27 protein-coding genes and 1 other annotated feature are annotated in these 25,568 nt (G+C 37.0%); of the genes, 21 read left to right on the plus strand and 6 right to left on the minus strand.

Translation table 11 applies throughout. The features are described 5' to 3' along the window. Positions 1-16: 16 nt before the first annotated feature. Positions 17-1,687, plus strand: a complete 1,671-nt coding sequence (opp1A, locus tag IGK54_RS03280; protein WP_010825074.1) for an oligopeptide ABC transporter substrate-binding protein Opp1A — start codon at positions 17-19, stop codon at positions 1,685-1,687. Positions 1,688-1,765: 78 nt separating this feature from the next. Here the strand turns inward: opp1A and IGK54_RS03285 are convergent, their stop codons facing one another. Beyond that, complete coding sequence (locus IGK54_RS03285) at positions 1,766-2,116, minus strand: DUF3899 domain-containing protein (protein ID WP_002355784.1); 351 nt, start codon at positions 2,114-2,116, stop codon at positions 1,766-1,768. 90 nt (positions 2,117-2,206) lie between these two features. Between IGK54_RS03285 and opp1B the strand changes: the two genes are divergently transcribed. From opp1B to rplT, 8 genes are all read left to right on the plus strand, one after another. Continuing rightward, positions 2,207-3,148: an oligopeptide ABC transporter permease Opp1B gene (gene opp1B, locus IGK54_RS03290; RefSeq protein WP_002381304.1), complete on the plus strand. Its 942-nt coding sequence runs from the start codon at positions 2,207-2,209 to the stop codon at positions 3,146-3,148. Further along, positions 3,148-4,200, plus strand: coding sequence for an oligopeptide ABC transporter permease Opp1C (gene opp1C / locus IGK54_RS03295; RefSeq protein ID WP_002355787.1), 1,053 nt, complete (start codon positions 3,148-3,150; stop codon positions 4,198-4,200). The genes opp1B and opp1C overlap by 1 nt, the downstream gene beginning before the upstream one ends. A gap of 9 nt (positions 4,201-4,209) precedes the next feature. Beyond that, positions 4,210-5,268: an oligopeptide ABC transporter ATP-binding protein Opp1D gene (gene opp1D / locus IGK54_RS03300; protein ID WP_002355794.1), complete on the plus strand. Its 1,059-nt coding sequence runs from the start codon at positions 4,210-4,212 to the stop codon at positions 5,266-5,268. Then, positions 5,268-6,224, plus strand: coding sequence for an oligopeptide ABC transporter ATP-binding protein Opp1F (gene opp1F, locus IGK54_RS03305; protein WP_002355795.1), 957 nt, complete (start codon positions 5,268-5,270; stop codon positions 6,222-6,224). The genes opp1D and opp1F overlap by 1 nt, the downstream gene beginning before the upstream one ends. A 40-nt stretch (positions 6,225-6,264) precedes the next feature. Next, positions 6,265-7,335 (plus strand): RNA-guided endonuclease TnpB family protein, encoded by a 1,071-nt coding sequence (locus IGK54_RS03310; protein ID WP_010777453.1) that lies wholly within the window; start codon positions 6,265-6,267, stop codon positions 7,333-7,335. A 212-nt stretch (positions 7,336-7,547) separates the two neighbouring features. Then, positions 7,548-7,678: a sequence feature (ribosomal protein L20 leader region), on the plus strand. 54 nt (positions 7,679-7,732) lie between these two features. Further along, the gene (gene infC, locus IGK54_RS03315; RefSeq protein ID WP_002355797.1) at positions 7,733-8,254 is read left to right on the plus strand and encodes a translation initiation factor IF-3; all 522 of its coding nucleotides are present in this window, start codon (positions 7,733-7,735) and stop codon (positions 8,252-8,254) included. A gap of 113 nt (positions 8,255-8,367) precedes the next feature. Further along, positions 8,368-8,568, plus strand: a complete 201-nt coding sequence (gene rpmI / locus IGK54_RS03320; RefSeq protein WP_002355798.1) for a 50S ribosomal protein L35 — start codon at positions 8,368-8,370, stop codon at positions 8,566-8,568. A gap of 60 nt (positions 8,569-8,628) precedes the next feature. Then, entirely contained in the window at positions 8,629-8,988 is a 360-nt protein-coding gene (gene rplT, locus IGK54_RS03325) for a 50S ribosomal protein L20 (protein WP_002355799.1), read from the plus strand. A gap of 46 nt (positions 8,989-9,034) precedes the next feature. Here rplT and IGK54_RS03330 read toward each other — a convergent pair whose 3' ends face one another. Next, entirely contained in the window at positions 9,035-9,415 is a 381-nt protein-coding gene (locus IGK54_RS03330; RefSeq protein ID WP_016615270.1) for an MmcQ/YjbR family DNA-binding protein, read from the minus strand. Positions 9,416-9,482: 67 nt separating this feature from the next. Here IGK54_RS03330 and IGK54_RS03335 point away from each other — a divergent pair, with 67 nt between their 5' ends. From IGK54_RS03335 to IGK54_RS03345, 3 genes are all read left to right on the plus strand, one after another. Then, positions 9,483-9,842, plus strand: coding sequence for a DUF1304 domain-containing protein (locus tag IGK54_RS03335; protein WP_002358829.1), 360 nt, complete (start codon positions 9,483-9,485; stop codon positions 9,840-9,842). A gap of 67 nt (positions 9,843-9,909) precedes the next feature. Further along, entirely contained in the window at positions 9,910-10,404 is a 495-nt protein-coding gene (locus IGK54_RS03340; RefSeq protein ID WP_002383352.1) for a GNAT family N-acetyltransferase, read from the plus strand. A 17-nt stretch (positions 10,405-10,421) separates the two neighbouring features. Further along, positions 10,422-10,937 (plus strand): GrpB family protein, encoded by a 516-nt coding sequence (locus tag IGK54_RS03345; RefSeq protein ID WP_002394916.1) that lies wholly within the window; start codon positions 10,422-10,424, stop codon positions 10,935-10,937. Between the two features lie 15 nt (positions 10,938-10,952). Here the strand turns inward: IGK54_RS03345 and IGK54_RS03350 are convergent, their stop codons facing one another. Continuing rightward, complete coding sequence (locus tag IGK54_RS03350; RefSeq protein ID WP_113848717.1) at positions 10,953-12,128, minus strand: SulP family inorganic anion transporter; 1,176 nt, start codon at positions 12,126-12,128, stop codon at positions 10,953-10,955. Between the two features lie 93 nt (positions 12,129-12,221). Continuing rightward, entirely contained in the window at positions 12,222-13,250 is a 1,029-nt protein-coding gene (locus IGK54_RS03355) for a YeiH family protein (protein ID WP_375804807.1), read from the minus strand. A 112-nt stretch (positions 13,251-13,362) separates the two neighbouring features. Between IGK54_RS03355 and IGK54_RS03360 the strand changes: the two genes are divergently transcribed. From IGK54_RS03360 to IGK54_RS03400, 9 genes are all read left to right on the plus strand, one after another. After that, a complete protein-coding gene (locus IGK54_RS03360) occupies positions 13,363-14,193 on the plus strand; it encodes a LysR family transcriptional regulator (RefSeq protein ID WP_010817110.1) in 831 nt (276 codons plus the stop codon). A gap of 64 nt (positions 14,194-14,257) precedes the next feature. Then, the gene (locus IGK54_RS03365) at positions 14,258-15,130 is read left to right on the plus strand and encodes a VOC family protein (RefSeq protein WP_002366300.1); all 873 of its coding nucleotides are present in this window, start codon (positions 14,258-14,260) and stop codon (positions 15,128-15,130) included. A 274-nt stretch (positions 15,131-15,404) separates the two neighbouring features. Continuing rightward, positions 15,405-15,629 (plus strand): hypothetical protein, encoded by a 225-nt coding sequence (locus IGK54_RS03370; protein ID WP_002355808.1) that lies wholly within the window; start codon positions 15,405-15,407, stop codon positions 15,627-15,629. Between the two features lie 88 nt (positions 15,630-15,717). Continuing rightward, positions 15,718-16,392, plus strand: coding sequence for a two-component system response regulator SapR (sapR, locus tag IGK54_RS03375; RefSeq protein WP_002355809.1), 675 nt, complete (start codon positions 15,718-15,720; stop codon positions 16,390-16,392). A 13-nt stretch (positions 16,393-16,405) separates the two neighbouring features. After that, positions 16,406-17,431, plus strand: a complete 1,026-nt coding sequence (gene sapS / locus IGK54_RS03380; RefSeq protein WP_002358842.1) for a two-component system sensor histidine kinase SapS — start codon at positions 16,406-16,408, stop codon at positions 17,429-17,431. A 148-nt stretch (positions 17,432-17,579) separates the two neighbouring features. Then, positions 17,580-18,443: a GRP family sugar transporter gene (locus tag IGK54_RS03385; RefSeq protein WP_002355811.1), complete on the plus strand. Its 864-nt coding sequence runs from the start codon at positions 17,580-17,582 to the stop codon at positions 18,441-18,443. A 40-nt stretch (positions 18,444-18,483) separates the two neighbouring features. After that, positions 18,484-19,875, plus strand: a complete 1,392-nt coding sequence (locus tag IGK54_RS03390; RefSeq protein ID WP_002361373.1) for an amino acid permease — start codon at positions 18,484-18,486, stop codon at positions 19,873-19,875. A gap of 187 nt (positions 19,876-20,062) precedes the next feature. Then, positions 20,063-22,072, plus strand: coding sequence for a methionine--tRNA ligase (metG, locus tag IGK54_RS03395; protein WP_002355813.1), 2,010 nt, complete (start codon positions 20,063-20,065; stop codon positions 22,070-22,072). 99 nt (positions 22,073-22,171) lie between these two features. Beyond that, positions 22,172-22,447 carry a hypothetical protein gene (locus IGK54_RS03400; RefSeq protein ID WP_002361374.1) on the plus strand — a complete coding sequence of 92 codons (276 nt, stop codon included), beginning with the start codon at positions 22,172-22,174 and terminating at the stop codon, positions 22,445-22,447. A gap of 58 nt (positions 22,448-22,505) precedes the next feature. Here the strand turns inward: IGK54_RS03400 and IGK54_RS03405 are convergent, their stop codons facing one another. Then, entirely contained in the window at positions 22,506-23,111 is a 606-nt protein-coding gene (locus IGK54_RS03405; RefSeq protein WP_002383359.1) for a hypothetical protein, read from the minus strand. Positions 23,112-23,231: 120 nt separating this feature from the next. Next, a complete protein-coding gene (locus IGK54_RS03410; protein ID WP_430603199.1) occupies positions 23,232-25,454 on the minus strand; it encodes a HelD family protein in 2,223 nt (740 codons plus the stop codon). Between the last annotated feature and the right edge of the window lie 114 nt (positions 25,455-25,568).

Below are 25,568 nucleotides of genomic sequence, written 5' to 3' on the forward strand. Positions count from 1 at the left end.
TTTAGGAGGCAACACTATGAAATTGAAAAAGTCATTAACATTCGGTGTGATTACATTATTTAGCGTAACAACTTTAGCGGCTTGTGGAGGCGGCGGAACGTCAGATAGCTCAAGCGCGTCTGGTGGCGGTAAGGCAAGTGGCGAACAAGTTTTACGTGTCACAGAACAACAAGAAATGCCAACAGCTGATTTATCACTAGCAACAGACAGAATTAGTTTTATTGCATTAAATAATGTATATGAAGGAATTTATCGTTTAGACAAAGATAACAAAGTCCAACCTGCAGGTGCAGCGGAAAAAGCAGAAGTTTCTGAAGATGGACTAACATACAAAATTAAATTAAATAAAGATGCAAAATGGTCAGACGGTAAACCAGTGACTGCGAATGACTATGTTTACGGATGGCAACGAACAGTTGATCCAGCGACAGCTTCTGAATATGCTTATCTGTATGCCTCTGTAAAAAATGGTGATGCCATTGCTAAAGGGGAAAAAGATAAATCAGAATTAGGAATTAAAGCAGTCAGTGATACAGAATTAGAAATCACTTTAGAAAAAGCAACACCATACTTTGATTACTTATTAGCTTTCCCATCGTTCTTCCCACAACGTCAAGATATTGTGGAAAAATATGGTAAAAATTATGCATCAAACAGCGAAAGTGCTGTCTACAATGGTCCATTCGTCTTAGACGGCTTTGATGGTCCTGGTACAGATACAAAATGGTCATTCAAGAAAAACGATCAATATTGGGATAAAGACACAGTGAAACTGGACTCAGTAGATGTGAATGTCGTGAAAGAATCACCAACCGCGTTGAACTTGTTCCAAGATGGACAAACAGACGATGTCGTTCTTTCTGGTGAATTAGCCCAACAAATGGTCAATGACCCAGCTTTTGTTAGTCAAAAAGAAGCATCAACACAATATATGGAACTAAATCAACGTGATGAAAAATCACCATTTAGAAATGCAAACTTACGTAAAGCAATTTCTTACTCAATCGACCGTAAAGCGTTAGTTGAATCAATCTTAGGGGATGGTTCTATCGAGCCAAACGGTTTAGTACCAGCAGATATGGCAAAAGACCCAAGTGGCGGCAAAGACTTTGCTAAAGAAGCAGGTAGTCAAATTGAATATGATACGAAAAAAGCTAAAGAATACTGGGAAAAAGCGAAAAAAGAATTGGGGATTTCAACCTTAACAATGGATATTCTTTCTTCAGATGCAGATTCTTCTAAGAAAACAGTTGAATTTGTTCAAGGGTCAATTCAAGATGCTTTAGATGGTGTGAAGGTAACGGTTAGTCCGGTTCCATTCTCTGTTCGTTTAGATCGTTCAAACAAAGGCGACTTTGATGCAGTAATCGGTGGTTGGAGTGCTGACTATGCTGATCCAAGTAGTTTCTTAGACTTATTTGCTTCAGATAACTCATATAACCGTGGACGTTATAACAATGCAGAGTTTGACAAGTTAGTGAAAGCAGCAAGTAGCGCAGATGCGACAAATCCTGAAAAACGTTGGGATGATATGTTAAATGCAGAGAAAACGATTATGGGAGACATGGGTGTGGTACCATTATTCCAAAAATCAGAAGCGCATTTACGTGCTGAAAAAGTCAAAGATGTCGCAGTTCATCCTGCTGGCGCAACGTATGACTACAAATGGGCATACATTTCAGAATAACCTGACAAAAGATCGATAGCAAACAAAAAAGGACCTTTGCCATGGAATAAAAGGCAACGGTCCTCTTGCTATCTTGTCTTAGACCAAGTAAAATAGTAGAAAGCCTAAAGACAGAATCAGTAAGATGCCCCCAGTTTTTAGCCAGAAAGAGCGATGTGCATCGCCAATGACTGAAAGCGGGATAAACTCTTTCGGTTCATTTTTCTTTTTAAAACGAAATGCGTTTTTCATTGAGCGCTGAAAGTTATCGAAAAAGCCAGAGGACATAATCCATAAAGCAATGCCGATAATTAAAAAGAAAAGCGAAACGATAAAGAAGGTATCTGATAATGAGGAGGTAGTGATAGGTTCTTTACTTATTAATAAGTAAAGAAAAATGCCGATACTGGAAATAACGGCTGTAATAATTGGCCATTTAAAAGTTTTCATGTGTTCACCCTATCTATTATTGTGGTCTATCTAGTCATTACTTTAACGAAAATAACTGAGGAAGTCAAAAAAATCTCGGAGGTGTCATTATTGAATAGTTTTGGAAAATATTTTCTTAAACGGATCTTTTTCATGATTATCACTTTGTGGTTAATCGCAACGATTACGTTTTTCTTAATGCAATTATTACCAGGTACGCCTTATACCAACCAAGAAAAACTTAGTCCAGAAACAATCGCTATGTTGAATAAACAATCTGGCTTAGATAAACCAGTGATTGTTCAATACGGAATTTACTTAAAGAACCTGGTAACGGGAGACTTTGGTATTTCATTCCAATTTAAAAACCAACCTGTTGCTAAGTTATTAGCTGGTCGAATTGGGCCATCCCTTCAACTGGGAGGACAAGCGATTATCTTTGGTACGTTAGTCGGTATTTTATTGGGGATTATCGCAGCGATGCGTCAAAATACTTGGGTAGATACGTTGGCAACATTGTTAGCCATTTTAGGTCGTTCTATTCCAAACTTTGTTTTCGCGGTATTATTACAATACATTTTTGCAATGAAATTAAGAATCTTACCAATTGCTATGTGGAATGGTTTTGCCTACACAATCTTACCTACTATTGCCTTGGCAATGAGTCCAATGGCCGATTCGGCTAGGTTTATTCGAACCGAGATGGTAGAGGTCTTGCATAGTGATTATGTCGAATTAGCTAAAGCAAAAGGCTTGAGTCGTTGGCAAGTTGCATTCCGCCACGGGTTAAGAAACAGTTTAATTCCATTGATTACCTTATTAGGACCTTTAGCCGTTGGTTTAATGACAGGTTCTTTAGTAGTAGAAAATATTTTTGCCATCCCTGGGATTGGGGAACAGTTTGTAAAATCAATTATGACAAACGACTATCCAACAATTATGGCAGTAACTATTTTGTATTCAACAATGTTAGTTGTTGTAATTCTGATTGTTGACTTACTTTATGGTTTAATTGATCCAAGAATTCGCGTATCAGGAGGTGCAAAAGGCTAATGGAAACAGTCAATAAAAATAATCTACCACAAGCGATTAAAGATATTCCGGCAGATGAGTTTCAGCCTCTAAACACTTCAACTCTAAAAGAAAGAGAACGTATTGCCACACCGTCTTTAAGTTTCTTACAAGACTCATGGCGTCGTTTGAAAAAGAATAAAGCTGCAGTTATCTCAATGAGTTTCTTAGCAGTTATTATCTTTATCTCTATTATTACCATTTGGGTTTCACCACATAACCCAACGAAACAAAATGTTTCTTACATTAACTTACCACCACGAATTCCTGGCTTGGAAAGCGTGAATGGTTTAAATGGTAAAACAACAGTTGCTGGTCAATTAGTTGATAAATATGCACAAGCAAACGTTCCGGATAACGTAAACTTTTATCTAGGAACAGATGGTTTAGGTCGTGATGTCCTAAGTCGTTTATTTATGGGAACACGTATTTCCTTATTAATTGCGTTTATCGCGGCGATTCTAGATATTACGATTGGGGTAACGTATGGACTGATTTCCGGGCTAGTCGGCGGTCGTGTCGATACAGTGATGCAACGTATTTTAGAAGTTCTTTCTGGTATTCCTAACTTAGTTGTTATGATCTTGATGCTAACAGTCTTTGATCCAGGGATTGTTTCGATTGTTTTAGCCATGGTTATTACAAACTGGATATCAATGGCCAGGATTGTGCGAGCCCAGACCATGAAACTAAAAGACCAAGAGTTTGTCATGGCAGCAGAAACATTGGGCGAATCTCGTTGGAAAATTGCTATTAAACATATTTTACCGAATATCTCAAGTGTCATTATTGTCCAAATGATGTTCAGTATCCCATCGGCAATTTTCTTTGAAGCGTTCCTAAGTTTTATTGGGTTAGGCTTACGTCCACCAACCGCATCTTTAGGAACCTTGTTAAACGAAGGATACAAAACTTTCCGTTTCCTTCCATATTTAATGTGGATTCCAGCGGCAACACTTTCAGTTATCATGATTTGTTTCAACTTGTTAGCTGATGGTTTACGTGATGCATTTGATCCTAAGATGAAAGAGTAAGAGTGGTGAATGACTATGGAAAAAGTATTAGAAGTTAAAGACTTAAGAATCTCCTTTGATACATTTGCAGGTAAAGTCAACGCCATTCGTGGTGTGAGTTTTGATCTTTATAAAGGTGAAACGTTAGCCATCGTAGGTGAATCAGGGAGTGGTAAATCTGTTACAACCCGCAGTATTATGCGTTTGTTGAGCAGTAATGCCAATATTGATAACGGGGAAATTTTGTTTAAAGGACAAGATATTGTTCATAAAACAGAAAAACAAATGCAAGCCATTCGTGGTAAAGAAATCGCAATGATTTTCCAAGATCCGATGACTTCATTAGACCCAACGATGCCAATTGGCAAACAAGTGGCGGAATCATTAATCAAACATAATAAAGTCTCAAAAAAAGAAGGCTTAGCGCAAGCATTAGAATTACTAAAATTAGTCGGCATTCCTAATGCTGAAAAACGTTTGAAAAACTATCCACACCAATTTTCTGGTGGACAACGTCAACGGATTGTCATTGCAATTGCTTTAATTTGTTATCCAGAAGTTCTAATTGCAGATGAACCAACTACAGCGTTGGATGTAACCATCCAAGCACAAATTTTAGAGTTATTAAAAGACTTACAAGAAAAAATTAGCACTTCGATTATTTTCATTACCCATGATTTAGGGGTAGTAGCGAACGTGGCTGACCGTGTCGCTGTCATGTACGGTGGACGTCTGGTTGAAGTGGGAACAGCAGAAGAAATTTTCTATAATCCACAACATCCATATACTTGGGGACTTTTAGGGTCAATGCCAACGATGGAAGGAACAGAAGACAAACTTTATGCGATTCCAGGTTCACCTCCAGATTTATTAGATCCACCAACTGGAGATGCCTTCTATCCACGGAATGAGTTTGCTTTAAAAATTGATACAGAAAAAGAACCACCTTATTTTGAAGTATCACCGACACACAAAGCAGCAACGTGGTTATTAGCACCACAAGCACCAAAAGTTACGCCTCCAGCAGAGATTGTTCGTCGTTGGGCAATTTATGCAGAGCGTCAAAAAAATCCAGGAGGTAGTAATTAATGGCAGAAGAGAAAAAAGTCCTATTAGAAGTCACTGGTTTGAAACAGTATTTCAATGTTGGTCGTAAAGACGAAGTAAAAGCCATTGATGACATTAGTTTTCATATTTATGAAGGCGAAACCTTTGGATTAGTTGGCGAATCAGGAAGTGGAAAATCAACAACTGGTCGCAGTGTCATTCGTTTATATGATCCAACTGCTGGTGAAATTCTTTTCGATGGAAAAGACATTAGCAAAATTAAATCAAAAGCGGACATGCAAGCATTCCGCCGCGATGTTCAAATGATCTTCCAAGATCCATATGCTTCATTGAATCCAAGAATGAAAGTCAATGATATTATTGCTGAAGGAATTGATGTCAATGGATTAGCTAAAACACCAAAAGAGCGGGAAGAAAAAGTCAATGAACTTTTAAAAACGGTGGGATTAAATCCAAGTCACAGTACGCGTTATCCTCATGAGTTTTCTGGTGGGCAACGTCAACGGATCGGGATTGCTCGTGCTTTAGCGGTTAATCCACGTTTCATTATCTGTGATGAGCCGATTTCGGCTTTGGATGTGTCGATTCAAGCTCAAGTAGTAAACTTATTACAAGATTTACAAAAAGAACAAGGCTTAACTTACTTGTTTATCGCACATGACTTATCGATGGTAAAACATATCAGTGACCGAATTGGCGTAATGCACAGTGGGAAATTATTGGAAATGGGCACAAGTGATGATGTCTATAATTTCGGCGTTCATCCTTATACAGAAAGTTTGCTTTCTGCGATTCCATTACCAGATCCAGACTATGAACGCACACGTAAACGGATCGTTTACCAGCCTGCAGCGGCAGATGGAAAAGATCGTGAGCTCCGTGAAATTCTCAATGGACACTATGTTTATTGTGCTGAAGACGAAGTTGCAATGTACCGTGAAAAAATTGAAGAGAAGAAAAGAAAAGCTGGTTTATAACCAGCTTCTTTTCTAACTATCTTGGTAGGGTGGTTATGAGATGAAGGCTCTGAAAGCTTATAAATACAGACTTTATCCAACCTCAAAACAAGAAGAGTTTATTCAAAAAACATTTTCTTGTGTTCGCTTGGTGTATAATTTAATGTTACAAGACCGGATTGATATCTACAAAGAGATGCGAAAAAATCCTCAACAAACGTTTAAAATGCCAACGCCAGCTAAATATAAGAAACAATACCCTGTCCTCAGAGAAGTTGATAGTTTAGCCTTGGCAAATGCACAAGTTTATTTGGATCGAGCCTTTAAAAATTTTTATCGGGAAAAAGGGATGGGCTTTCCAAAAAAGAAAAAGAAAGAAACGGTGCATTCCTACACTACGAACAATCAACATGGCACAGTCAAAATTTTGGATAATCGTTATTTGAAAGTACCTAAATTGAAATCTTTAATTAAAATGAAGGTACACCGCCAACCGCTGGGGGAGATAAAATCTGTAACTATTTCTATGAGTGCGAGTCACAATTATTATGTTTCCATTTTGTGTGAAGCGCCGATTGAAACGAAAACAAAGCAACAAAAAATGGTGGGAATTTGTAGCAGTAGGGAAAAATTTGCGCTGCTTTCGAATGGTGAAAGCTTCGAAAAAAGCTATTGTTCAAAGCATTTAAAGCAAAAACTACGTCAAGAAGAACGAAAATTAAACAAGCGTAAAATGATTGCTTTGGAAAAAGGTGTCGATCTTTCGCAAGCAAAAAATTATCAAAAACAAAAAATAAAAGTCGCAAAAATTCGCGAAAAAATAGCCAACCAACGAACGGATATTTTAAACAAAATTACAACGGAATTGGTTTCAAGTTACGATGTTATTTGTATTGAAAAAGCCCATCACAGTAATGAGCGGCCGCCAAAACATGATCGTTCTGAACTGGCTTGGTCTTTATTTTTAGCTAAACTGTTGTATAAAGCACAATGGTATGGCAAAGAACTCATTTGTATTGAGTCAGAGGAGATAGAAACAGAGTTGTCTTTTTCTGAAAGTACAGAAAATTCAGAGTATCTTAAAAGCCAAAAAATCTTAGAACGTGGCTTGTCTAAACGAGAAAGCTTATAAATAGAAGAACTGTAGGGACTACAGGGATCGCCTAGGGGATAGAAAATGTACACCATGTGTTGAACCATTTGTTTCTAGGAAGTCACATTGAGACAGTCCACTAATTATTAATGATCAAAATACGAATTCAAACGAATCTAGTGCTAGATTCGTTTTTTTTGAGGAAATATATTGACAACTAGGATAAACTAAGGTAAACTAGTGAAGTTGAGAAATGAAAGCAGAAGCACCCGCTTCTCGCCTTAGTTGAGTATATCGCTGGGCTAGATAAAGTATTCCTTATTTTTTAAGTAAGGCAGACTGTTGGCGGGTTCTGGATAGGAACCTGTTTTTTTATTGCATTTAGCAAACAAAGCAGACTTCCGTTAGGATTTTCTCTTAAAAATTTTGGAGGTGAATGACCATAGCAAAGGATATGATGGTTAACGACGGCATTCGTGCACGCGAGTTACGTTTGATCGGACAAGATGGTGAACAATTAGGTGTAAAAACCAAAGCAGAAGCATTACAAATCGCTGAATCTGCAAACTTGGATTTAGTACTTGTAGCGCCAGGAGCGAAACCACCAGTTGCGCGAATTATGGATTATGGAAAATTCCGTTTCGAACAACAAAAGAAAGAGCGTGAAGCTCGCAAGAAACAAAAAGTGATCAACGTCAAAGAAGTTCGTTTAAGTCCAACAATTGACGTAAATGACTTCAATACAAAACTTCGTAATGCGCGTAAGTTCTTAGAAAAAGGAGACAAAGTGAAAGCTTCTATCCGTTTCAAAGGCCGTGCCATTACCCATAAAGAGATTGGTCAGAAAGTTCTTGATCGCTTAGCTGAAGAAACTGCGGACATCGCCACAGTGGAACAAAAAGCGAAAATGGACGGACGCAGCATGTTTCTAACGCTGGCACCGAAAAACGACAAGTAAACGAAGAGACCGAGCATTCGGACTTTTGGTAATTTCTACAAGAAGGATATTCGACAGTTGTGACTGTTAGAGTCTTTCACTTGAAGCAAAGATTTTGAGGAGGAAAATTAGTCATGCCAAAACAAAAAACACACCGCGGATTAGCAAAACGTGTAAAACGTACTGGTGGAGGCGGCTTAAAACGTGGCCGTGCCTTTACATCTCACCGTTTCCACGGTAAAACTAAAAAACAACGCCGTCAATTGCGTAAAGCAAGCATGGTTGCAAAAGGCGATTACAAACGTATCCGCCAACAATTAGCAAGAATGAAATAAAACAACTCGGTGACTTTTAGATTACCGTCAAGAGAAACAAGATATTAGGAGGAATTCAACATGGCACGTGTTAAAGGTGGAACAGTAACCCGTAAACGTCGTAAAAAAGTCCTTAAGTTAGCGAAAGGCTACTACGGATCAAAACATACTTTATTTAAATCAGCAAAAGAACAAGTAATGAACTCTTATTACTATGCATTCAGAGACCGTCGTCAAAAGAAACGTGACTTCCGTAAATTATGGATTGCACGTATCAACGCGGCAGCTCGCATGAATGGCTTAAGCTATTCTAAATTAATGCACGGTTTGAAATTGGCAGAGATTGATATCAACCGCAAAATGTTAGCTGACTTAGCCGTTAACGATGCAGCAGCATTTACAGCGTTAGCTGAACAAGCAAAAGACGCTTTAAGCAAATAAGCTTAAATAATCTTTCACACCCTACTCCTTGAGTAGGGTGTTTTTTTTAATAACTCCGTTGGTAACTTTCATCTATAAATGAACAAACTTGTGAGAGCGGAATTTCTTCAGAAAGACTTAACCAATGCTCTTTATTCATATGATAGGCAGGAAAATAGCCAGGTTGGTTCTTTAATAAGGCAATCAATTCAGGCGCAAGTTTAACGGTTAAAATAGTGAGCTGCTTATTCTCGGTAGCGCCGAGCAGTTGTGCATCCAGTGGCATAATTAAAGCAAACCATTTTGCATTTCTAGGATGACGAAAGACGAGATAGTCTGGGTGTTTTTCAAAAGGAAAATCGGGCGTTATCTGATAACGTTCTTGGATATAGGCGCTAATAGTTTCTTGAAAAGTCATAGGTTTCTTCCTTTCGTTAAGGCTAGGCATATCTATTTACATCATAGCAAAAATTACATAAAATTACTTCGTTCAAAGGAATGGGAGGAGGGAGCAGATGACATTAATTTCAACAATTTTAGTAACCTTGGTGGCTGTAGAATTTTTCTACATTATGTATTTAGAAACGATTGTACCAACATCTGAGACAACAAGCCGTGTTTTTAAAATGGATAAGCAAGAGTTACAAAGAAAATCAGTCACTACATTGTTTAAAAATCAAGGAATCTATAATGGACTAATCGGTGCAGGACTTATTTATAGTGTCTATTTTGCGCAAGCAACGATGGAAATGACAAAATTTTTATTGATTTATATTATTTTAGTGGCGGCGTACGGTAGCTTAACTAGTGATAAAAAAATCATTTTAACACAAGGCGGTTTAGCTATCGTGGCTTTGATTAGTTTACTTGTTTAGCCATCAGAGTTAATAGAGAGAGACAGTCAAATCGACAGAAAAAACACGGTTGATTTGACTATTTTTTATGGAATTGAGAGAGACAAAATGTGGTATACTTTGTTTATTAGATAGGGAGGAATTAAAAATGCTGAACCAAAAAGAAGTAAAAAAAAACGATTATCCTCAATTAATTTCTCTATGGCGTTCTTCAGTAGAAGCTACCCATTTGTTTTTGAGTCAGGCAGATATTGATAAAATCGAAGTAGTTTTACCTGATTATTTTCAACAAGTTCAATTAAGTATGTGGTTAAATGAAGAACAGAAATGTGTGGGCTTTAGTGGAACAAATCAACAAACGTTGGAAATGTTATTTATTGACCCAGTCTATTTTCGTAAAGGCTATGGTGGAGAAATTATCAAAAAGTTAATAGAGCAAGAATCAATTGTCTTTGTTGATGCCAATAAACAAAATGAAGGGGCTGTGAAGTTCTATCAATCTCAAGGGTTTCAAGTAATTGGTGAATCAAAGGAAGATCCTCAAGGAAATCCGTTTCCTATTTTACATATGAAACGGATATAGAAAAGAGGGAAGAAATCATGCGGGTAATCGTTACTGAATACCAACCAGCCTGGGTGGAACAGTTTGAAGAAGAAGCCCAAGCGTTGAAACAGATTCTAAAGGAAAATTGTCTTAAAGTTGAACATATCGGTAGCACCTCTGTGCCTAATTTAGCAGCCAAACCAATTATTGATTTTTTGGTCATTGTTGAAGAAATTGAAAAAGTAGACCTGTTACAAGGGGAATTTGAAAGAATCGGTTATGAATATATGGGGGAATTTGGGCTATCAGGACGTCGTTATTTACGAAAAGGCCCGATAAAAAGAACACATCATGTGCATATTTATCAGTTTGACAATACGCAAGAAATTTTGCGCCATCTTGCTTTTCGAAATTATTTACGAGAAAATCCGTCAATTGCTACAACCTATGGTACATTAAAAAAGCAATTGGCCCAAGCACACCCCGATAGCATTGATAAATATATGGATGGCAAAGATGCGTTCATTAAGAAAATAGAAAAAGAAGCGTTGAAGAAATATTGGGAAAAATAAAAAAAGTTGCTAAAGCTAGCAACTTTTTTTTGGTTCTTTTTTGAAAAAATGATAAAGAAGACCACTTAAAAGAACACCTAGAATAATTCCAATCGCTAAATTATGCGTATAGACGATCACACCCACTGTCACGAGTAAAATAACAATTTCAGTAATTTCAAAAGTTCGGAAAAGCTGCAAACTTTCCCAATCAAAGGTGTCGACTGCCACTGTCATCATGATCCCAATCAATGCAGCTGTAGGAATGGCTACCATCACGGATTTAAAAACAAAAATGAATAGAAGGAGGGTAATACCTGAAATCAAAGTAGAAAGCCGTTTTCGTCCTCCAGATTTAACATTAATGACCGCTTGCCCGATCATCGCACAGCCAGCTTGGCCACCAAAAAAGCCGGTAATTATATTAGCGAATCCTTGCGCCTTAACTTCTCGTTGGCTATCACTTTGGCTCGCTGTCATTTTGTCCACAATGGGGATCGTCAATAAAGATTCAATTAACCCGACCATTGCTAAGGCAACAGAGCTAGGTAAAATAATCCACAACGTTTCTAAGTTGGCGGGTACATTAGGCCAACGGATCGCTGGATGAAACTGACTCATTTCACCAAGATCACCTACCGTTTGTAAATGACCTTTTAAAAAATAGGACAGGATAGTCATGAATAAAATAACAATTAACGCAGGAGGCACAATTGTAATAAACTTAGGTAATAGATAAATAAGTAAGATACTACAGATAATCATGCCGTAGGACCACAGTGTTTGATGAGGCAATTGTTGTACTTGCGCCATGAAAATTAAAATAGCTAACGCATTGACGAATCCGTACATCACTGTCTTGGGAATAAAGCGCATCAATTTATGGATACCTAAATAACCTAAAATAAATTGCAGAAAGCCTGTTAAAATAGTCGCAGCAAGCATGTATGACAAACCATGTGCTTGAATTAAGCCTGCAAGGACTAAGGCCATTGAACCAGCAGACGCCGAAACCATTGCCGGACGGCCGCCCGTAAAAGTAATTACAAGTAAAGTAACTGCTGAAGCAAACACTGCAGAAAGCGGGTGAACACCAGCAATAATCGCAAACCCGATTACTTCTGGTAAAATGGCGACAGAAGAAACGAGACCCGCAAATAGATCATTTCGTTCATTGCCTAACCATTCGCTTTTTTTAATACTAAATAACATCGAAAAACTCCTTTAAGTTAATAAAACCTTATTCATAATAGCATGAATAAGCTGAAATAAAAAAGTTTGACGTGTTAACGTCAAACTTTTTTATTAGAACTGTAGCAGTGCCAACAACAAAATGGCTAGGACGACTTGAACAGTTCCTACTGATAAACCATAGATTAAGAAACGTTTGCCTTCTTGGAAAAACTTTTTAAAATCGAGTCGTAACCCGATTGCTGCCAAGGCAGTAATTTCAAACCAAGAACTAAAGAAATGAGCAGTCTCACTGATCACGACGGGGAAATGAATCAAACTATTAAAGACACAGGCAATGAAAAAGCCAACTACATACCAAGGTAGGGCGCTGCTTTTTTTGGTGACTTTTACCAACTCAGCTTCTGATTCTGCCGTCTTACTTTGCTTGAAACGTCCAAATAAATAGACAACTGCTACGAGTAGGACAATCCGCATAATTTTAAAGAGCATCGCAAGTTGAACTGCGTTCTCATTGACCATATTGGCACTGGCGACAACCTGACCAACTGATTGTAAAGTCCCTCCGATTAGTGCGCTACGAGCCAACAAATTGGTATCATAGAGAATCCCACTTAAAATGGGTAAGGTCAACATTAAAACGGTTCCTAATAAGTTTACTAAAGTAATGATTTGGCCTTTTTCTTCCTCATCTGCTTGAATTGCTGGAGCAATCGAAGCAATGGCAGAGGATCCACAAACGGCATTACCACCAGCCATCAATAAAGACATATTATCAGAAAAAGCCAGTTTTTTACCGATCAAATAGGCAAAAATAATGGTCAGCGACATTTGAATGAGAATAAATGCGACACCTTGTAAGCCAATTTGGGCAATCGTTTGAAAGGTCACGGTGGTTCCCAATAAAACAACAGAAAATTCTAGTAATTTACTTTCGGCTACTTTGGTTCCGCGATTTAAATTGGCACCGCGAACAAAGGTATTTCCCAAAAAGATTCCTAGTAAAATAGCTATCGTTGCGGCGCCTAAGCTAGGTAACCAGATGGCAAGAAACTTGCTAAGGCAGGCGACAAGGAAAGCTGTTAGCAAGCCGGGAAGAATTTGGAATAAAGATTGGATATAATCATTTTCTGAATTTTTCATTGAAAAAATCTCTCTTTCTTGTTCATTACTTCCAGTATAACGAAATTTTTTACATTTGAGAAATAAATAGTTAAAATAATATTTATAATAGAAAGTTATCGAAAGGATACCTATGTTTAAATTATTAAAGACTTTTCAAATTGTGTATGAGCAAATGAACTTTTCCAAAGCAGCTACCTGCCTATATATCTCACAACCAGCCGTTTCTAATCAAATCAAACAATTAGAAGAAGAATTAGGCTGTTCATTGTTTTTAAGAAATGGTCGACAAGATGTAGTCCCTACTAGGCAAGCAGAAGTCTTGTATAATCGTTTGCTAAATTTAGCTGATGATTGGCAAGAAACATTAACAGCTCTTCATCAGGCGAGATTACCTAAAGAAACTTGCCGAATTGCTGCGTCTAATACTTTTGCAGTTTATTATTTGCCGCAACTGATGCAGCATTTGCAGACACAGTATGCAACAATCAATTTTGTTTTAGAAATGAACAATTCAGAAGAAGTAGTGGAAAAAGTTGAAAAACATCAAGTTGATTTTGGCTTTATCGAAAAACCATTAATTACGAAAGGCGCCTCTCGTGAAGAAATTATTCAGGATCAATTGGTTTTAGCTGGGGACCCTGCCAATCAGAATTGGTTGGTACGTGAAAAGGATTCTGGGGTCTTTCATTATACCCAACAGTATTTAGAAGAAAGTAATCAAAGCCCAACACTCATGACGGTTAAAAATAATGAAATGATTGTTAAAATGTTGGAATTGGGTATGGGGCAATCGTTGCTTTCAAGAAAAGCGATTACTGAAAAAATTCCTTTCCAAACGTTAGGTGAAAAGTATTGGCGTTCCTTTTATTTTTTGACACGGGGACATTTAAAATCCTCCTTGCTTCAAGAAGTAAAACAAGCAATTTATCGATTCTATCAGAAGGAAATGAATAAATACTAAAACGTTCTCTTTGTTTATTTATCAATCTTTGACTACACTAAAGAAAACGAAGGAGGGAACCACAATGCCTAAATTTTCACCTTGTTTATGGTTTGACACACAAGCGGAAGAAGCTGCTAACTTCTATACAACAATCTTTGAAAAAGGTGCGATTCTAAGTAAAACGAACTACGTTAATGAGGAGCATCAACCTCAAGGAACATCATTAATGACCATTGAATTTACCTTGGCGAACCAAACAATCATTGGTTTAAATGGCGGACCAGAATTTTCCTTTACGCCAGCTAGTTCATTTTTTGTTGAATGTAAAACATTATCACAAACAGAAACGTTGTGGAAAAATTTAACAGCAGATGGACAGATATTGATGCCTTTTGGGGAATATCCTTTTAGTCCTTTATATGGTTGGGTAGTGGACAAATTTGGTGTCTCTTGGCAAGTGTCTTTTTCAGGAAAAGAACAAACAATTGTACCAACCTTTATGTTTGCTAATGAAAAATATGGCGAAGCAGCCAAAGCTCTATCAGAATGGTTGGCGATTTTCGGTCCAGGCGAAATAATTGAAAAAGTTGAATATGAAGATGGGAACGTTGCGCAAGCACTTTTCACATTACAGGAGCAACCGTTTCGAGTAATGGATGCACGAGATAAACATGACTTTGATTTTACCATGGCCTTCTCCATTTATATTGATTGTGAAAATCAGGAGGAAATAGATCGGCTATGGCAACAAGTGACTGCTAAAGGGAAAGAATGGCCGTGTGGCTGGATGGAAGATCAATTTGGGGTCAGTTGGCAAACAGGCAATCCTGAACTGAAACGTTATTTATCTGACTCAAATCCAGCTAGAGCAAATGAAGTGACCAAAAAATTGTACCAAATGAAAAAAATAGATTTAAACCAGTTAAAAGAAGTGTATGACAAATATAATCATTAGAAAAACTGAGGTTGTCTGATCGACTACACTTCGTTACGTTGGTATCAATTCCAATACATGGAACATACTAGAGTTGAAGGGCTTGTCTTTTAAGGATCAAGACCTTCAACTCTTAAAAAAGGCTCGATTCTTGCGAGTTCCAAAGAGGCTGCTTCTATTCTGTTGTTTATCTTAAGGGTTAGGACTCTGCCGATTTTTTTATAAGATTATGCTATAATTAAGAGTAGTAAATTATTGAAGGAAAAATGAAAAGTCCGAAATAGGAAGTGGTAAAATGATTGAGTTAATTGTGTTATTAACAGTTTTTACTTATGGAACGAACTTTGTTTTATATCTTATTTTGAAAAATAAAAAGTCCATGCCAATTGTCGAAAAAGCTTCTATTGTATTAGGAATTAATATGTCTGTGTTATTATTAGATGGTATTTTTGCTTTCGTTGGCAAATTCATCATGTTATCAGAATGGGAATTATTAGCGCCTATTTTTGAAATAGTGTAAAAATCATCATAAAGTCCTATATCCAAAAAGAATGAAGTTTGTTAGGATAAGAAAGATGAAAATTTAGAAATAAAAGAGGTGGGATTGCATGGCTAAAATCATGATTGTCGAAGATGAAACAACCATTCGAGAATTAATTAGCGAGGAATTACAAAAATGGCAATTTGAAACGATTGGAACAACCGATTTTAATGATGTATTGGATGATTTTCAAGAGGAGAATCCCCAATTAGTCTTGATGGATATTAATTTACCTGTGTACGATGGGTACTATTGGTGTCAAAAAATTCGTGAAGTTTCTAAAGTACCAATTATTTTTATTTCGAGTCGTAGTACCAATATGGATATGATTATGGCGATGAACATGGGCGCGGATGATTTTGTTACAAAACCGTTCCAGATAGATGTTTTAATTGCTAAAATCAATGCTTTGTTGCGCCGCTCTTATAACTATTCCGATACGGATAGTGAAGTGCTTTCACATAATGGCATTACTTTAAATGTGGACAATGGACGAATGGAAATCAAAGGCGAAATGATCGATTTAAGTAAAAATGAATACCGATTACTGTATCTTTTAATGAAAAAGCACGGAAAAATTTTAACACGTGAAAAACTATTGCGCGCTTTATGGGACGATGAACGTTTTGTGGATGACAATACGTTGACGGTAAATATCAATCGTTTACGAAAAAAAATTGAGCAAGCGGGGATTGCTGGCTATATTGAAACCAAAGTGGGCGTCGGTTATATGGTGCCCTAGATAGGAGTAGACAATGACCATTCTAAAGTATTTAAAAGATCGCTGGTTATTACTAATTGGTTGGTTATTTTTTCTGTTCTTAACTTGTTTTATTTTATGGTTGGCTCCTAATGTCCGCTTAGATTGGACAGTGGTTGGCTATATCTTTTTACTGCAAAGTGTTTTTTTATCGCTATTTTTAACAATTGATTATTATTTAAAACGTAAGTGGTGGCTTTCGTTGGCAACGGAAAAAGAGCCGCCTTCTTTACAAGAATATTTGAATACAGCAGAAAAAGAAGAAGAACTACTTGTCCAAACGTATATTAACGGTTTATTGCAAGAGCACCAACAAACCATGCAGCAAGCAATTAACAACCAACAGGACCAAAAAGATTACATTGACTCTTGGGTTCATGAAATCAAAGTCCCCCTAGCGGCTATCACGTTACTGGTACAATCTGTCGAAGATGATATTCCAGAGAAAAAATATTATCTATTGGAAAATGAGTTAGGGAAAATTGATGAATATGTCGAGCAAGTCCTATATTATGCTAGACTGGACAGCTTTTCTCGAGATTATTTACTCCAAGAATATTCTTTAAAAGAAATTGTGCAATCTGTTGTTCGTACGCAAGCAAATTATTTTATCCAAAAAAGATTGCAATTCTCAATTGAAGGGGAAGATGAAGCGGTTTTAACCGACCGAAAATGGGTCATTTTTATTTTCCGCCAATTATTAAGTAATGCAGTCAAGTATACGCCAGAAGGCGGCACGATTACGGTCCTAATTTCCAAAAATAAACAAGGTATTTATTTATCTTTAAAAGATTCTGGGATTGGCATTCCGATGCAAGATCAACGACGCATTTTTGATAAAGGATTTACTGGTGAAAACGGGCGGAAAAGTGAACAGCATTCGACTGGTCTTGGCCTGTATTTGGCCCATAGCTTAGCGAAAAAGTTAGGTCATGATTTAACAGTCGAATCGACAGAAGGGCAAGGTACGACGATGACATTGTTTTTCCCTTCCCTCAGTTATTATAATGAAGTGAAATAAAAAGTAGGTCTATCAGCAAACTAAAGAGGTGATAGGCCTTTTTTTTATTTATTAAAACTTTCTTGCTAACTTCTCTTACTCTTCTTAGTTGTTTAGAAAACGTTTTTATTGTTAGAATGAAATGAAATAAATTTGTTAGGAGAATATTATGAGTTTACTTATCGCTTTAGTGCCCATGATTGCGTGGGGCAGTATTGGTTTAGTCAGCGGTAAAATTGGTGGAAGCGCCAATCAACAAACGTTAGGTATGACAATCGGCGCATTATTATTTTCAATTGTTGTCTTTTTTGTCATCCAGCCTACGTTGACGACAGCCACATTAATTGTTGGATTTATATCTGGTTTATTCTGGAGTTTGGGACAGAATCAACAATTTCATAGCATGAAATATATGGGCGTTTCAGTTGGCTTACCAATTTCAACTGGGATGCAGTTAGTTGTTAATACCGTTGCAGGGGCTGTTTTTTTCCATGAATGGACAAAAACAAAAGATTTTGTTGTGGGCTTTATCGCTTTAGCCTTTTTAGTTTTTGGGGTGTATTTAACAGCTCGACAAGATGATGATAGTCAACCGAAAACCTCAAACAGTATGTTAGATTTTAATAAAGGGATTCGGGCGTTGATTTTCTCAACAGTTGGGTATGGTGTCTATACCATCATTATTAATGCCACTGGTTTAGATCCGTGGGGAATTATTTTGCCACAAAGTATTGGCATGTTAGTGGGGGCTAGTTTCTTTGCCTTCAAAAAAGTCAAAGTTGATCGTTTTGTTTGGATGAATATGACGACGGGTCTGCTTTGGGGCTTAGGAAATATTTGTATGTTATTAACCATGCGTGAAATTGGCTTAGCTATTAGCTTCTCTTTATCACAAATGGGGATTATTATTTCGACTCTTGGGGGCATCTTCCTTTTAGGCGAAAGAAAATCAAAAAAAGAAATGTTTTATGTTATTTTTGGTTGCATTTTTGTTATTCTAGGTGGTATTCTTTTAGGGTATATGAAAGCGTAAATAGTTTATTTACGCTTATTTTTTTTACGGGGGTAAACACATGTCTATTTTCAGAAAAAAAGAAATCACTGTGCCTGTCAATGACAGTGGTGGGATGAAAAAAAATCTTAAGACGATGGACTTAATTTTTCTAGGAATTGGGGCTGTAGTAGGAACAGGGATTTTTGTTGTGACAGGTGTCGCAGCGGAACGCTATGCAGGTCCAGGGCTCGTCTTATCATTTCTGGTAGCAGCAGCCGCAATTATTTTATCTGGTTTATGCTATGCAGAATTTGCATCACGTATTCCGGTCATTGGCGGGCCGTATGCCTACATGTATGTGGTCTTTGGAGAAATTGTGGCTTGGATGACTGGTTGGATGATTATTTGTGAGTTTTTCTTGGCGGTTTCATCCGTTGCTTCAGGTTGGTCAGGCTATGTCCATGGCTTTTTGGATAGCTTAGGTTTTTCTTTGCCGCAAGCGTTAAGTGGCGCTTATAATCCAACAAATGGTACATATATTGATTTGATTGCCATGTTGGTCGTTGTAGCTGTAACTTTTTGGGTATCCTTAGAAGCGAAAACAGCGTTACGTTTAAATAACTTAATGGTTTTCGTGAAGTTTGGGATTATTTTATTATTTGTTCTCGTTGGGATCTTTTATGTAAAACCAACGAACTGGCAACCATTTATTCCTTATGGTTTTTCAGGCGTTTTCAGTGGCGCTGCTTTAGTTTTCTTTGCCTTTTTAGGGTTTGATGCGGTCAGTATGGCCGCGGAGGAAGTGAAGAATCCGAAAAAAGATATTCCAAAAGGGATTATTGGTTCCATTATTATTTCAACATTGTTATATATTGTTGTTACGTTAGTTTTAACTGGGATTGTTCCATTTACGGATTTAGGGGTCAAAGATCCGGTGGCTTTTGCGATGCGTTTCATTAATCATGGCGCAATTGCGACAATCATTTCAGTTGGCGCTATTTTAACCTTATTAACAGTGACGATTGCGATGATGTACAGTTTAGCCCGTGTGATTTATGCGATTAGTAAAGATGGATTATTGCCGCAGTTTATGAGCAAAATCGATGAGAAGCGGCACACACCTAAGAATGCAACCTATGTAGCTGGATTTTTAGCAATGGTTTTTGCTGGTGTTGTTCCAATGGAGATGTTGGCTGAACTTACAAATATCGTGACACTCTTTTATCTGATGTTTCTCGCTTTAGGAATTATCAAATTACGGACAATGAAAGGAGAACCGCAAGCAGGTGAATTTAAAGTACCACTTGTGCCGGTTCTACCATTAATTTCAATCGTGGTTTGCGCGGCTTTGATGTTCCAATTGTCTTTAGCTACTTGGCAAGTATTTGGCGTAGCCGTAGTGATTGGTTTGGCTATTTATTTCTTTTATGGACGACACCATAGTATCGTTCGTTTCGAGACAAAAGAATAAAAGTGAACGAAAAAAGAGAGGAATACTTGTCAAATAGACAGGTGTTTCTCTCTTTTCTTTCTGGCATTTTCTTCATTTTCAAGAGAAAACCGACAAGAAATATAGTTTAATAATGTCTAATTATGGTATACTGTTTAGGAGTAAATCCTGAGGGTTTAGGAAAATGACTAAAGGAGGTTTTTTCTGTATGTCACAGAAAGAAACATTTTATATTACCACCCCAATTTATTACCCAAGTGGGAAGTTACATATTGGGAATTCATATACAACAATCGCCTGCGATGCAATGGCCCGTTACAAGCGTTTAATGGGTTTTGATGTATTTTATTTAACAGGTGTGGATGAACATGGCCAAAAAATTGAAAAAAAAGCTGCTGAGTTAAATGTGACACCAAAAGAGTACGTTGATAAAATGGCAGCAGATGTTCAAAAATTATGGAAAACATTAGATATCAGCTATGATAAATTTATTCGGACAACGGATGATTATCACATGGCAGCCGTGCAACAAATTTTTGATCGTTTAGTAGAACAAGGAGATATCTACCTTGGAGAATATGAAGGTTGGTATTCAGTTTCTGATGAAGAATTTTTCACTGAAACACAATTAGCTGAAGTATATCGTGACGACGAAGGCAATGTCATTGGTGGGAAAGCACCAAGTGGTCACGAAGTCGAATTAGTTAAAGAAGAATCCTATTTCTTCCGCATGAGTAAATATGCGGATCGCTTGGTACAATATTACGAAGAACATCCAGAATTTATTCAACCAGAATCTCGTAAAAATGAGATGCTAAATAACTTCATCAAACCAGGATTAGAAGATTTAGCCGTTTCAAGAACGACTTTCTCTTGGGGAATTCCATTAAAAAATGATCCAAAACATGTGGTTTACGTATGGATTGATGCGTTATCAAACTATATTACAGCACTAGGTTATGGTTCAGAAGATGATTCATTATTCCAAAAATATTGGCCTGCGAACGTGCAAATGGTTGGGAAAGAAATCGTGCGTTTCCATACGATTTATTGGCCAATTATGTTAATGGCCTTGGATTTACCATTACCGAAAAAAGTCTTTGGACATGGTTGGTTATTGATGAAAGACGGAAAAATGTCTAAATCTAAAGGAAATGTTGTTTACCCTGAAATGTTAGTAGAACGCTACGGTCTAGATGCGTTACGTTATTATTTATTACGAGCAATTCCATTTGGTAGTGATGGCGTCTTTACACCAGAAGATTTCGTTTCTCGCTTAAATTATGATTTAGCTAATGACTTAGGAAACTTGTTGAATCGAACAATTGCGATGATTAATAAATATTGTGATGGCAAAGTACCAGCCTATGCTTCAAAAGTTACCCCATTTGATAGTGAACTATCGACAACTGCGGCGAATGTTATTGGAAAATATCATGAAGCAATGGAAAAAATGGAATTTAATACGGCCATTGCAGAAATCTGGACGCTAGTTTCTCGTGCCAATAAATATATTGATGAAACAGCGCCTTGGGTATTGGCTAAAGAAGAAGAGAAACGCAACGAATTAGAAAGTGTCATGATCCATTTAGCGGAAAGCTTACGAATTGTGGCAATCTTATTGCAACCAGTCATGACAGAAACACCAGGGAAAATTTTCGAACAATTAGGCTTAGATCCAGAAACAATGAACATGGAAAATATTCATTTTGGTGAGTTCCCAACAGACGTAACAGTAACAAGTAAAGGAACACCTATTTTCCCACGTTTAGAAATTGAAACAGAAGTAACGTATATTCAAAAGAAAATGTCCCAAAGCGAAAGTGCTACAGAAGAGGATATTAAATGGAATCCAGAAGAAACAACGTTGGTTTCAACGAAAGAAAAACAAATTAAGTACGATGATTTCGATAAAGTGGAATTAAAAGTTGCCGAAGTTATTGACTGTAAAAAAGTCAAAGGAGCAGATAAATTATTGCAATTCCGTTTAGATGCTGGGGATGAAAACCATCGTCAAATTCTTTCAGGTATTGCTGAATTTTATCCAGATCCAGCTGCGCTAATTGGTAAAAAAGTAGTCATTGTGGCTAACTTAAAACCAAGAAAAATGCGTGGTCAAATTAGCCAAGGAATGATTCTTTCAGCTGAATCACCAGAAGGGAAACTTCAAATTGTTGAAGCACCAAAAGAAATGCCAAATGGTGCAGGAATCGCATAAAAGCATAAGTAGTAAAGATAAAAGGTGAATTGTAACCTTTTATCTTTACTACTTTTTTTGTATACTAGAAGAAAAGTGATTTGATGTGGGGGAAGTTTGATGGCTTATCATAAATTTAAATTTTATGAGCAACGAAAAAATGATCCTAAATGGCGTCCGTATTATTTAGAAGCTATGAGAGTAAGGGAACAAGCACGGCTAACAGTTCAACGTAGAAAAAGAAGGGCAAGAATTAGAACCTTTTTAGTGGTTGCGATACTGGTTATTTTAGTTTTTCTGTTATTGGCTCATTGGACATATTCACAAACAAATGAACTCTCTTTCTCCAGTTTTATCGACGTCCTAAAATCGAAAATCAACGAATTTTTAAATTAAAAGAATCGAAGAAAAGCCTAGAAAAAATCATTTGCGATTTTTCCTAGGCTTTTCTATTTTAGAGTTTCACTTTTTTAGGTATTCGTTTTTTACCAAAACGGCCTTTCGTTAGGCGACTTGGTAAAATAATCAGTAAGAGTGAAAAAGGGACACTAATAATTTGCCACGTAAGTAAACGGCCTAAGCTATTATTTTTATAGAGCCACTCTAATATAAAATGCAGCCCTAAAATACTTAACAAAGCCAAGCCTGTCAGGAAATAAGGCGTTGATACCCAGTCGGTCGTTTTCAAGAGACTAAAACCTAAAGGAATTAGATAAAAGTAAGCACTTGTTAAAGTAATACGCCAACTTTTCATAACGGTGCCTAAATTAATTATAAAAAAAAGTAAAGATAGGACTAAAGCAAAAGGTGGAAACAAAGCCACTAACGCCGAATAGATGGTTCCCCAGACGAGCATTAAGGGACCTTTAACAATAGCGGCAATAAGTGTAAACAAGCCAATTAGGAGTAACTGCTGTGTCAGTGAGCCAAAGGTTAGCAAGCCAAATAAAATAAGCAGTAGCCAGTGCCAAATGGTTTGGTTTTGTTGTTTTCGCTCAATAGTTACATTTTTTTGGATAGAAGTTTTTAAAAAATTTTCTAAATCAGGTGATTGTTTCACCTTCTCACGCTCCTCTCAATTTAAGAGACAACAAACGAGTAGGTCTGCTAATTAAAAAGCAGTGCCTACTCGTCTATTATAAGTGGTTTTTCTAAAAATAAAATCCGCCTTAAGTCTCAGTTACTGGGCTGCCAAGTAAGGTGTAAACCATTCAGAAAGTTTGCCGGTATAAGGTAAAACGACCCGTTTCATTCCACGAGAAATAGCAGTATACAGGATTTTTTTATCTCGTTTATTGTCGGAATAACGATTAACATTTGGGTTATGAAGAATTACATTATCAAATTCTAGACCTTTTGCCATATCAATTGATAAAACTTGCAGTGACGGATGCTCTTCCAATGAAAGAGAAGCACTAAGTTCTTTTGTTAATTGTTCTTTTTCTACAAATGTTTTAGTAATAATGGCGGTGCTTTCTTTCGGATCAAAAGTTGCAATGGAAGTGACGATTGCTTTAAGATAGTCAGACGCAGAGTCACAAGGAATAAATGTCGGCTTTTCTCCATCATGCCGGATAGGCACAATGGTTAATTGCTCTGGTTGAGTGCCTAATGTTTGGAAGAGTCTTGTAATTTCTTTACTTGAACGGTAACTGTTTAATAATTGATAGGTTCCAACAGAACGGCTGGTTTCGTTAACCAATAGATCATGGGCTTCAGAAAATTCAATGGCTGTATTAAAAATGGCTTGATTTTCATCACCAGCTAAAGTAAAACTAGCTTTAGGGAAAAGTGTCAGCAGTAATAATAATTGGGCTTCTGTATAATCTTGGACTTCATCGACTAGGATAAAAGCCATTTGCTGGTTGGCGAGGTTTTCAATAAATGCATGTTTCACCAAAATAAGGGCCACAATTTCATCGGCTGTGAAAACAGCTGTCTCTTTTTGATACGATTTTTCAGTGAATAAAGAATAAAACGTTTCAAAAAAGGCCCATTGATCTAGCCAAGCATCATTTTTGATAGCGGCAGTGATAGAGCGATATTTTTTCTTCAAACGTTTTAAAGCAAAATCAGCCAGATATTTTTCATTATCTTCGGTAATCACTGTGCCAAAATAACGAACTTGTTCAGCTTCTGTTAAATCTTGGAATTGATCCAACATTTTTTTAGAATGGGCTTGTTTTAATAAGTACCGTGTCCAAAGACTGGTTAATTTTTCTTTTGTGGCTGAAATTCGTTGGCGAATACTCAAGTCAGCTGGTGTTTCTTGATAAAGTTTAAAAATTGTTTCTGAAGTAAATAAGGTCTGCTTTTTAAAAGTTAAAGGACGGAAAAAATGTGGCTGCACAACCGCTTTTTCAGGATTGCTTAAAAGAAACGTTGCAAATTCTTTTGAACGAATAACGTGCTCTTGCTCCGTTGCCTCAGAGCGATTAATGCGTTCGAAATAGTCCGTTTCTTCTTCCATTGGCCATGATTCTTTGGTAGTGAAGCGCAAAAATTGTAAAAGAGTCAAATTCAAGGGATTTCGTTCGCCTAAATTCGGTAAAACTTGAGAAATATAATCAATAAATGTTGAATTTGGTGAAAGTAATAAAATATTATCCGCTGTAATTTCTGCTCGATGTTGATAAAGTAAATAAGCAATCCGTTGCATAATCGCAGACGTTTTCCCACTACCAGCAATCCCGTTGACTAGTAGGAGTGGCTGCGTTTCGTCACGAATTATTTGATTTTGTTCTTGTTGAATGGTTGTCGTAATGTCCTTCATATAAGGAGAAGCATCTTCTTCTAAAGAATGCAATAACACATCATCTTGAATCGCAATGGTTGTGTCAAAATAGTTGATTAATTGATCTTTTTCAATAATTAACTGTCTTTTCAAATCAAGTTGTACAGGAATGGTTTGTTGATGTGCCGTGTAGGCTGTTTTCCCTAAAACATTGTCATAAAATAACGAAGCAATCGGTGAGCGCCAATCGTGAATGCGCGTTTCTTCTTCTAAAGAAGTAAAATCGTTTACGCCAATATAAAAGTTTTCTGGCTCTTCAGGGCTGTCTTCAAAAGTCACGCCAATTTTGCCAAAATAAGGAACTTGTAATAGGCGTTTCACTTTGTCTAAATTTTTAGCCGTTGCTTCATTTTTTAAGTTCCATTGATCAATTTCACGGTTCTTCATTTCCAACATGGCAAACGTTTCTAGATTATCGGCATAACTATCAAAATTCAGCTTAGAATCGCGACCAAATTCCTCTAGCATATGTTTGCCATCTTTCATTGTGTTCGCCAATTGCTCTTCGTAAACTTTTTTAGCCGCTTGCAGCTCATGATAAACCGTTGTTAAATACTGTTGTTCATAAATTTTTTCATCGGTCATGGAGATTCCTCCTTTTAATAACATGACTGAATAGTATACGTTACTTTTAGCATAAATGCAAGCGCTGTTTATGAGGAAATGGCGAATCTTGTCGCCTAGTCATTCAGATTTTTCAAGAAATATGATAAAGTAGAGAGG

The organism is Enterococcus sp. DIV2384, assembly GCF_050534975.1.
Lineage (GTDB): Bacteria > Bacillota > Bacilli > Lactobacillales > Enterococcaceae > Enterococcus > Enterococcus faecalis.